Source organism: Jatrophihabitans sp. (assembly GCF_036389215.1).
GTDB lineage: Bacteria > Actinomycetota > Actinomycetes > Mycobacteriales > Jatrophihabitantaceae > Jatrophihabitans_A.
In genome coordinates, this window is the sequence record NZ_DASVQG010000172.1 from 1 (window position 1) to 9,457 (window position 9,457).

At 70.6% G+C, this 9,457-nt stretch carries 10 protein-coding genes and 1 riboswitch; of the genes, 3 read left to right on the forward strand and 7 right to left on the reverse strand.

Translation table 11 applies throughout. From position 1 onward, the window contains the following. The 3 genes from VF542_RS08750 to VF542_RS08760 all read right to left on the reverse strand — a co-directional run. On the reverse strand, window positions 1–128 hold a 128-nt coding region (locus VF542_RS08750), incomplete at its 3' end, for an ROK family protein (protein ID WP_408651327.1). A gap of 114 nt (window positions 129–242) precedes the next feature. Continuing rightward, complete coding sequence (locus VF542_RS08755; protein ID WP_408651318.1) at window positions 243–680, reverse strand: SRPBCC family protein; 438 nt, start codon at window positions 678–680, stop codon at window positions 243–245. Window positions 681–747: 67 nt separating this feature from the next. Continuing rightward, window positions 748–1,119 (reverse strand): polyketide cyclase / dehydrase and lipid transport, encoded by a 372-nt coding sequence (locus tag VF542_RS08760; protein WP_408651319.1) that lies wholly within the window; start codon window positions 1,117–1,119, stop codon window positions 748–750. Window positions 1,120–1,226: 107 nt separating this feature from the next. On the opposite strand from VF542_RS08760, the gene VF542_RS08765 reads away from it, so the two are divergent. Further along, complete coding sequence (locus VF542_RS08765) at window positions 1,227–3,038, forward strand: AMP-dependent synthetase/ligase (RefSeq protein ID WP_408651320.1); 1,812 nt, start codon at window positions 1,227–1,229, stop codon at window positions 3,036–3,038. Between the two features lie 25 nt (window positions 3,039–3,063). Here VF542_RS08765 and VF542_RS08770 read toward each other — a convergent pair whose 3' ends face one another. The 4 genes from VF542_RS08770 to VF542_RS08785 all read right to left on the reverse strand — a co-directional run bounded on the left by VF542_RS08770 (window position 3,064) and on the right by VF542_RS08785 (window position 7,234). Continuing rightward, window positions 3,064–4,191 carry a glycosyltransferase family 4 protein gene (locus tag VF542_RS08770; protein ID WP_408651321.1) on the reverse strand — a complete coding sequence of 376 codons (1,128 nt, stop codon included), beginning with the start codon at window positions 4,189–4,191 and terminating at the stop codon, window positions 3,064–3,066. Between the two features lie 10 nt (window positions 4,192–4,201). Beyond that, entirely contained in the window at window positions 4,202–5,488 is a 1,287-nt protein-coding gene (locus VF542_RS08775; protein WP_408651322.1) for a hypothetical protein, read from the reverse strand. A gap of 80 nt (window positions 5,489–5,568) precedes the next feature. Further along, entirely contained in the window at window positions 5,569–6,672 is a 1,104-nt protein-coding gene (locus VF542_RS08780) for a C40 family peptidase (RefSeq protein WP_408651323.1), read from the reverse strand. Window positions 6,673–6,687: 15 nt separating this feature from the next. Next, window positions 6,688–6,841, reverse strand: a riboswitch (cyclic di-AMP (ydaO/yuaA leader). Window positions 6,842–7,015: 174 nt separating this feature from the next. Next, on the reverse strand, window positions 7,016–7,234 hold the full coding sequence (locus tag VF542_RS08785) for a hypothetical protein (RefSeq protein WP_408651324.1): 219 nt from the start codon (window positions 7,232–7,234) through the stop codon (window positions 7,016–7,018). A gap of 220 nt (window positions 7,235–7,454) precedes the next feature. Between VF542_RS08785 and VF542_RS08790 the strand changes: the two genes are divergently transcribed. After that, complete coding sequence (locus VF542_RS08790; RefSeq protein WP_408651325.1) at window positions 7,455–9,254, forward strand: DEDD exonuclease domain-containing protein; 1,800 nt, start codon at window positions 7,455–7,457, stop codon at window positions 9,252–9,254. Further along, a partial coding sequence (locus VF542_RS08795) for an Lrp/AsnC family transcriptional regulator (RefSeq protein ID WP_408651326.1) occupies window positions 9,251–9,457 on the forward strand: 207 nt, incomplete at its 3' end. The genes VF542_RS08790 and VF542_RS08795, both read left to right, overlap by 4 nt.

Sequence of the window (9,457 nt, forward strand, 5' to 3'; positions counted from 1 at the left end):
GCCTCGGTCTTGGCGACGTCAGAGCCGGGAGTCGGTCGCCGGGTGCTGTCGATCACCCGGCCCTGGTCGTCCACCACGCCCGCGGCGACCTTGGTGCCACCGATGTCGACCCCGATCGCAAGCGCCATCAGCGACCGCCGCCGGCGTCGGGGGCAGCGCGAACGGCGCCGGGGGCAGCGCGAACGGCGTCGGGGGCAGCTTGGAAGGAGGTCACGCGGCCGCCAATCGGGGGTCGAAGGGGATCAACCGGTCTCGACGCGCTTCTTCAGCTCCTTGAGCGCGGTATCCATCACGACCTTCTCGGCCTTGCGCTTGAGCATGCCCAGCATCGGCATCGCAAGATCGACGGCAAGGTTGTACGTCACCTCGGTGGCGCCGTTGCCGGTCGGCTCGAGGGTGTACGAGCCGCGCTGGGACTTCTGCATCTGGCCCTTGACCAGCGTCCAGGAGACCTTCCGCTCGTCGTGCCAGACGTAGGCGAGTTCGTAGTCGTCACGGATCACGCCCGCGTCGATCTTGAAGGCGACCTGCGTGGCGCGGCCGTTCGGGCCCGGCACGGTCACCTCGGCGGACTTCACCGACTTGGCCCACTGCGGGTAGGCGGCGAAGTCGGCGATCACCGCCATCACGGCGGCGGGAGCTGCGTTGATGGTGATCGACTGGGTTGACTCATCGGCCATGCGCCGAAGGTTACCGCCGAGCTCGCCGGCCGATGGCGGCTGACCCGCACATCGCCCGGCATGGCTCTCAGCTGCCGCCCTCGAGCTCGTCCTTGAGCCGCCAGAACACCCGCTTGGCGTGCCAGCCTGCCTGCCGGCTCCACCGGCGGGCCGCCCGGGCCGGCAACCGCTGGCCGCCGGCGGGTTCCAGTCGCAGGAAGTGGTGCAGGATCACCCCCGACTTGAACGGCTCCAGCCAGATCTCCACCGTTCCGGCCAGGGCCGGCCAGCCGCTCCCCGGGGCCGGGGCTGCCGCGAACTGCATGCCCTTGAGCCCCCGGTCACGGGTCACCGTGACCTGGAGGTAGGGCCACCACGGCTGCCAGTTGGCGGGATCGCCCACCGCGGCAGACACTGTTGCCGGTGGCGCGTCGATCCAGGTTTCATCGATCAGATGCACCGGCGGCTGCATAACGGCAGGATGACACGCCAAGCAACCGGTAATCTCCGGTAGCCTGCGGCCCGAGCTACCTTGCACACAGACACATCTCCTCGAGAGGCGATCGAGTGCGTGAGCTGACCATCCCCAGCGCCGGTGCACCGCCGCAGAACAGCGCGGCCCAGTACATCTTCGACAACGCCCGCACCCGGCCGGACCTGGTGTCGCTGAAGGTCCGCGACGGAGACGGCTGGCGCGAGGTGACAGCGGCGGAGTTCGCCGACCAGGTGCTCGGCGTCGCCCGGGGCCTGCTGGCGGCCGGGATCGCCGCCGGTGACCGGGTCGCCCTGATGAGCAAGAACCGCTACGAGTGGACGCTCTTCGACTTCGCCGTGCTGTCCGTCGGCGCGGTGGTGGTACCGATCTATGAGACCTCCTCCGCCGAACAGGTCGAGTGGATCCTGTCCGACTCCGAGGCCGAGGTCGTGGTGGTCGAATCCCCGGCGCACGCCGCGATCGTGGCGGAGGTGCGGGACCGGACGCCGCAACTGCGGGAGGTCTGGCAGATCGAGGACGGCGCGGTCGCCGAGCTGACCGCTGCCGGAGCCGACATCGACGCCGAGCAGGTGCACGCCCGGCTGGCGGCCACCAAGCCGGGCGACCTGGCGTCGCTGATCTACACCTCCGGCACCACCGGCCGTCCCAAGGGTTGCGAGCTGACCCACCTGAACTTCCTGTCCGAGGTGTCCGAGGTGGCCAGCAACCTGGGCACCCTGTTCAACTCCAGCACCTCCACCCTGCTGTTCCTGCCGATCGCGCACATCTTCGGCCGGGCCATCGAGATGGGCGCCATCGCCACCGGCACCACGCTGGGCCACACCGCCGACATCAAGAACCTGATCGCCGACTTCGCGGTCTTCCAGCCGAGCTTCGTGCTCAGCGTCCCCCGGGTCTTCGAGAAGGTCTACAACACCGCCAAGCAGCGCGCCCACGCCGACGGCAAGGGCAAGATCTTCGACCGGGCCGAGGCGGTGGCGATCAAGTACTCCGAAGCCCAGGACGGCGGCGGCGCCGGCCTGGCGCTGCGGTTGCAGCACCGGGTCTTCGACAAGCTGGTCTACTCACGGCTGCGGGCCGCGCTCGGCGGCCAGTGCACCGCCGCCATCTCCGGCGGGGCGCCGCTGGGAGCCCGGCTCGGGCACTTCTTCCGCGGGATCGGCGTCACGATCTATGAGGGTTACGGCCTCACCGAGACCACCGCGGGCGCCTGCCTCAACGTCGAGGACAGGATCAAGATCGGCTCGGTGGGCCGGCCGGTGGCCGGGATGAGCGTCCAGATCGCCGACGACGGCGAGATCCTGCTGGCCGGCCCGGTGGTGTTCGACGGGTACTGGAAGAACCCGGCCGCGACCGCGGAGGCGCTGGAGGACAGGGGCGGCAAGACCTGGTTCCACACCGGCGACATCGGTGAGATCGACGACGACGGCTTCCTCACGATCACCGGGCGCAAGAAGGAGCTGATCGTCACCGCCGGCGGCAAGAACGTCGCCCCGGCCGTGCTGGAGGACCGGGTGCGGGCGCATTGGCTGATCAGCCAGTGCCTGGTGGTCGGCGATCAGCAGCCCTTCATCGCCGCCCTGATCACCCTGGACCCCGACTCGCTGCCCACCTGGGCGGAGAAGGCCGGCAAGCCCGCCGACACCGACCCGGCCGAGCTGGCGCGGGACCCGGAGCTGCGGGCAGAGGTGCAGCAGGCCATCGACGACGCCAACAAGGCGGTCTCCAAGGCCGAGGCGATCAGGAAGTTCACCATCCTGCCCAGGGACTGGACCGAGGCCGGTGGGCAGCTGACCCCGTCGCTCAAGCTCAAGCGCAACCTGGTGATGACCGAGTGCGCCGACGAGATCGCGGAGCTCTACTCCGGATCTGTCAGGGACTGAGGCGCAGCCGCTACTCCGCCCGCACCTACAACCGCAGCAGGCCGGCCAGCCGGTCAGCCATCGTGTCCCACCGCCAGGACTGCTCGGTCCACCGCCGGCCCGCGGCGCCCATCGCCGTGGCCCGTCGCGGGTCGGCGAGCAGGCCGCTGACCCGATCAGCTACCGCCACCACGTCCCGGCCGTCCACGACCTCGCCGGTGACCCCCTGCCGAACCGCCTCGGGGGCACCGCCGGAGTTCCCGGCGACCACCGGCAGCCCGGTCGCCGACGCTTCCAGGAACACGATGCCGAGCCCTTCGACGTCCATGCCCAGCCGCCGGGTCCGGCAGGGCATCGCGAACACGTTTCCGGCCGCGAAGTGCTCGGGTAACTCCGCCGAGGACACCGGGCCGGTGAACACCACCTCCTCGGCCACGCCGGCCTGCCGCGCCAGGCTGCGCAGCCGCTGCTCGTCACGGCCGCCGCCGACGATGAGCAGGGCCGCCTCCGCAACCCTGGCCAGGATGGCGGGCATCGCCTGGATCAGCACGTCCTGGCCCTTGCGCGGCACCAACCGGGAGACACACACCACCACCGGGCGGTCGGTCAGACCGTGCCGCTGCCGTACCGCCTCTCCCGATACCGCCGGGTTGAAGGTGTCGATGTCCACCCCCGGGGCCAGCTGCACCAGGGTGGCCCGCGGACCGAACGCGCCGGCCAACCGCTTGTGGGTGTACTCGGCGAGGTAGGTCACCACATCGACCTGGTTGCCGATCCGGCGCAACGCCTGGCGGGCCACCGGCAGCATCGCCCAACCTGCCTCGTGGCCATGGCTGCTGGCCACCAGCCGGCGCACACCTGCCTGGCGAAGCGGCGCGGCCAGCAGCCCGAGGGGCGCCGAGGCCCCGAACCAGACCGCCGTGCTGCCGAACTCCGCCCGGGCCCGCAGGATCTGGCGCCGGGCGCCGGGCGTCGGTACCAGCAGGCCGCTGGGGTGGCGGCGGACCGGAAAATCCTGCTCGGCGTCGAAGGCCGGCGCGCCTGGATAGTTCGAGGTGTACACGGCCACCTGGTCAGCCGGCAGCCGCCGGGCGATCTCATGGACGAAGGACTGGATACCGCCCTGCCGGGGCGGGAAGTCATTGGTGACGATCAGCAGCGGCCGGGTACTCATCGCACTGGGCTCATCTCAACTGGCCGATCAGGTAGGAGCGCCAGGCCGCGGTGAAGGCCGCCACGTCGGTGTGCAGCACCTGCCGCAGCCCGATCGCCACCGCGGTCGCCGGATCGGCGCCGGCGGCCTGGGCCACCACCCGGTAGAACCGCACCAGGCCGCTCGGGCCGACCCGGTCGGCGATCAACCGGCAGGCGAGCCAGGATTTCTCATAGGCCTGCGGCAACCTGGCGCCGCCGGTGAAGTCGGCGCCGGACGGCAGCGCCGAGGGAACCTTGCCGGCCCGCACCTCGGCCGCCAGCTCGGCGGCGGTGTCGGCCACCGGCAGCCCGGAGTCCAGGTTTCCGACGTAGTCGGCCATCCCCTCGATCAGCCAGGTCGGCATCTGATCGGAGGTGACGGCTCGGGAGGCGATATGGCTCAGCTCGTGGCCGACCACCAGCCGGCGACCGGCGGCGTCCAACCGCGCCAGGTTGGCGGGGTTGAGCACGATCCGGGCGCCGAGCACGGTGCCGTCGGCGCTGACCTGATCGGCGACCGCCACGGCGGCCAGGTCATGGCTGTCGGCGTTGTCGCCGGTGACCGCCGCGAACTCCTGCGCGGTGTCGGGGATCAGCACCGCCACCTGGTCGTTCCAGTTCCGGCCCCACACCCTGGTCACCACCGGAACCGACGTCTCGACCAGGCCGGCGAACACCAGCTCGTCCTGCCGGTGCGCCGGGTGCGCAAGCACCAGGGTGTGCGGGCCACGCCGGACCAGCAGCTGCCCGAAGTCCCACGGCCCGCGCCAGGACGGGCCACCGACGGCCGCGGCGTCGTCATCGGCGGCGATCTTCCAGTCGGTGCCGCGCCGGACGCCGGTCAGCCACAGCTGCTTGCCGGTCGGGGCAGGGTCGACCTTGCTCAGCGCGTACTGCAGTTCGACGTGCACGATCACCACCTGGCCACCCAGTCGGGCCGCCGCCGGGGCCAGCACGTGGGAATCGGTGACCGGTGCGATCAAGACGTAGCGCCAGACCTCCAGCGGCACCTGGGCCAGGTTGGCGAAGACCTGCCGCTGACGCCCGGCGTAACCGGCCGCGGCCGCGGATTGGTCCAGGTCGGCCGCCCAGATCGGCGAGTTGCGGTCCAACAGGGCGCTGGCATGCCGGTGCAGCACAGCCAGCACCGCGGCGACGTCCGCGGAGTCCGGACCGCCGGAGGGCACCTGAGAGGGCGCGGTGGCCCGGCGATGGTGCACCAGCAGGATCATCAGTCCCGCGAGCATCGCCACGGCCAGCGTCGCCGCCAGACCCACCCGTCCGCGGCGCGGCCGTCGGGACAGCCGAACGGGCGGGACCGTTCCCGGTGCCCGCCCGTTCGATTCAGCTGGTTGGCTCACCCGACCCGGGTTGCCCCTGAGTAATCACTCATGTAGGACAGCGACGACATCTTGACGACGTCACCGCTCGTCGGCGCGTGGATCATCATTCCGTCGCCGACGTAGAGCCCGACGTGATAGGCCGGCGAACCGAAGAACACCAGGTCACCGGGCTGCAGGTCGCCGCGGCTCACCGAGCGGCCCATGCCCTGCTGCGCGGCGGCGTTGTGCGGCAGGCTGACACCAGCGGCGCGCCAGGCCCAGGCGGTCAACCCGGAGCAGTCGAAGGTGTTCGGACCGCTGCCACCCCAGGAGTAGGGCTTGCCGAGCTGGGCGCGCGCCTCGGAGATGGCTGCACCGGCACCGCGGGAGGCCGACGAAGGCCGCGGCGAGGCGGGTACCGAGCGCTTGACGGTGACGGTGACCGGCGCGGGCGCGGGCGCCACCGCGCGGGCCACCACCCGTGCGACCACCTTCGCCGACGGCTGCGGAACCGGGTTGTAGTACCTCGCCCGCTCGGCGGCCGTCAGGGTGGCCAGCAAGGCCTTGTACTTGGCAACCTGCTTGGCGAGCTCGGCCTGCCGGGTGGCGATCACGGCCCGCTTGGCGACGGCATCGGCGACCGCCGCCTTGGCCCGGGCGGCCGCTGCCTGCGAGGTCGAGATGGCCTTGGTCGCCGTCAGCGCCACCACGCTCTGGTGCTGGGTGAGCAGGTTCATCGACTGGATGGTCTGCAGGTAGCCGTCGGTGGAACTGCTGGCCAGTAACGCGGCCGTCCGGCTGAACGAGGCCGACTTGTACTGCGAAGCCAGCGAGGTGGCCAGGTGCCGCTGCGCGAGGCGCGCTGCGGCCTGGGCGGCAGCGGCGGCCCGAGTGGCCTCGGCGGCCGTCCGCTGAGCGGCGCGGACGTCGATCTGGGCCTGGTTCAGCTGCTCAGCCAGCTTCTCGCTGGCCTTGGCCAGCTCGTGCAGCCGAACGGTCACCTGCTGGGAGGTCTTGGGAGCCGGAGCCTCCGGATGGGGTACGGCCTGGGCAGCCAGCGGGGCCGCCAGCACAGCGCCGGTTACGGCCAGGGAAGCAATAACGGTGCGGCCGAGCCGCGTGACACGAGTCAACGCCACAGTTGGCGAAACTCCTCTTCCACTCGACCGCCTACCGAGTTAGCTGTCGGGTTCGGGCTTGGAAGTAGCCCTACGGAGCAGTGCCGTACCGGTTCGCCGAGCGCCCCGTACCACTCCGATTCACCCCAGAAAACCTGGGTCCCCGGTTCGGCTACAGCAACAAACGGTGCAGATCCGCTAGATCCGTTCGCGCTGATCGACGCCGACTCGGCGGTTTCTTCCGGTGCCTCCCGTCGGGAGGCGGCAACCAGAAGATCTCGGAAACATTACGGGATGCCAACAGCTCGAAGCAATCCGATGCGGCCGTGTCGGCGTGTCGAATATCACTGCCCGCAGTAATAAATCAGGCAATAGCCGTGTGGGTGCTCGGTGGGTCCTCCGGCCGCCGGGTCGGCACGAGCCGCAACGGCGGCAGCAGGCCACCGCTGGCCAGCACGCCAAGGGCGTCCTGCTCGGCACTGTCGAGTTCGACGGAGCCGCGGCCGGGACCGAGCAGGGCGGCCATCACGCAGTCTCCGCAGCTGATGTCGCGCGCCGCGCAGCTGTCACAGTCGATGATCATCTCATCCTCCACCCTCTCAGCCGGCGGCCTCTGTTCCGCAGGTGTCTACACCGTAGGCAGGGGCACTGACAGTTTTGGCTGGGCGCGGTCGGGGGATGCTGCGGTGCCCTTGCTGCCGGCGCCACAGCCCGGCACAGCCGGGCGGCCGGCAACCGGTGGGAATCACGGCCGGGGCGCCGCGAGGCGGTTTCGTCGGACCCAACCGCTAGCGTGTTCGATTATGACGGTGCTGTTAACCAGGGGCCAGCTCAGCCTGGACTGCCTCGATGAACCGCTGCAGGCGACCACCTTCGTCGTGGTCGACCTGGAAACCACCGGCGGCGCCTCGGGCACGGACTCGATCACCGAGATCGGAGCCGTCAAGGTACGGGCCGGTGAGGTGCTCGGTGAGTTCGCCACCCTGGTCGATCCTGGCATGCCGATCAGCCCGTTCGTCAGCGTGCTCACCGGCATCACCGACCGGATGGTGTCCGCGGCGCCTTCCCTGGACTCCGTGCTGCCGTCGTTCCTGGAGTTCGCGGCCGGCGCGGTACTGGTCGCGCACAACGCACCCTTCGACGTCGGTTTCCTCAAGGCGGCCTGCGCCCGCCAGGAGCGGCGCTGGCCCAATCCCGCAGTGCTGGACACCGCACTGCTGGCACGCCGGGTGCTCACCAGGGACGAGGTGCCCAACTGCAAGCTCAGCACGCTGGCAACCTTCTTCCGCGCGGCGACCACGCCCAATCACCGGGCGCTGGCCGATGCCCGGGCCACCGTGGACGTGTTGCACGCCCTGATCGGCCGGCTGGGCAATCTGGGGGTGCACTCGCTGCCGGAGTTGCGTGCCTTCACCTCCCAGGTCACCGATGCGCAGCGGCGCAAACGGCACCTCGCCGACAACCTGCCGCACGCGCCCGGGGTCTACCTGTTCAACGACGCCGCCGGGCGCCCGCTCTACGTAGGCACCAGCAAGGACCTGCGCAGCCGGGTACGGCAGTACTTCGTGGCCTCGGAAACCCGGAGCCGGATGGGCGAGATGGTGGGCCTGGCCGAATCCGTCGAGTCGATCGTCTGCGCACACCCGCTCGAGGCCCAGATCCGCGAGCTGCGCCTGATCACCTCGCTCAAGCCCCGCTACAACCGGAGGTCCAAGCACAGCGACCGGACGATCTGGCTCAAGCTCACCCGAGAACCCTTTCCGCGGCTGTCGGTGGTGCACCAGGCCCGAGCCGACGGCGCGCAGTATTTCGGCCCGTTGCGCTCCACCAGGCAGGCCGAGCAGTTGCGCGACGCCTTTCATGACGCCGTGCCGCTGCGGCAGTGCACCGACCGGCTGGTGCCCGGCCGGTCAGTACGCCATGCCTGCGTGCTCGCGGGGATCGGCAAGTGCGGGGCGCCGTGCGAGGACGCCATGTCGCCCGAGGCCTACGCCGGGCTGGTCGATACCGTCGTGCAGGCCTGGCAGGCCGATGTCTCGGTGCTCATCGAGCCACTACGGCACCGGCTGACCGCGCTGGCCGCCGACCAGCGCTATGAAGAGGCCGCCGTGGTGCGCGACCGGATCGCCACCCTGGTGCGCAGCTGCGCCCGGATGCAGGCGCTGGTGTCGCTGACCCGGGTCGCCGAGCTGGTCGCCGCCCGCCCGGACGGCGACGGCGGTTGGGAGCTGGTGGTGATCCGGCATGGCCGGTTGGTGGGGGCCGACGTAGCTCCCCGCGGCGTGCCTCCGATGCCGCTGGTGGCAACCCTGCTCGATACTGCCGAGGTCGTGGCACCGAATTCCGACTCAGCAACCCTGGCCACGGTCGCCACCGTGGAAGAGACCGAACTGCTGCTGCGCTGGCTCAACGGGCCGGGCATCCGGCTGGTGTCGGCCAGTCAACCGTGGAGCTCGCCGGCGGCCGGTGCCGGCCGGTTGCGCAGCTGGTTGGTCTCGGCCGAGGGCGCGCGCCGCAGCGCCGACCCGTTCGCCGACCGGCGGCGGCTTCCGGTCCTGCACCAGCCCGTCCGGGCCGGTGCTGGTTCTAGGATCAGTGCATGATCACCACCATCGTCATGGTCAGCGTCGCGGCGAACAGAATTCCGGAGGTGGCCCAGGCGATTGCCGACCTGGACGGGGTCAGCGAGGTGTACAGCGTCGCCGGTGACGTCGACCTGATCGCGATCGTCCGGGTCCGCGAGTTCGAGCAGATCGCCGACGTCATCGCCGGCCGGCTGAGCCGGATCGAGGGCGTGCTGAGCACC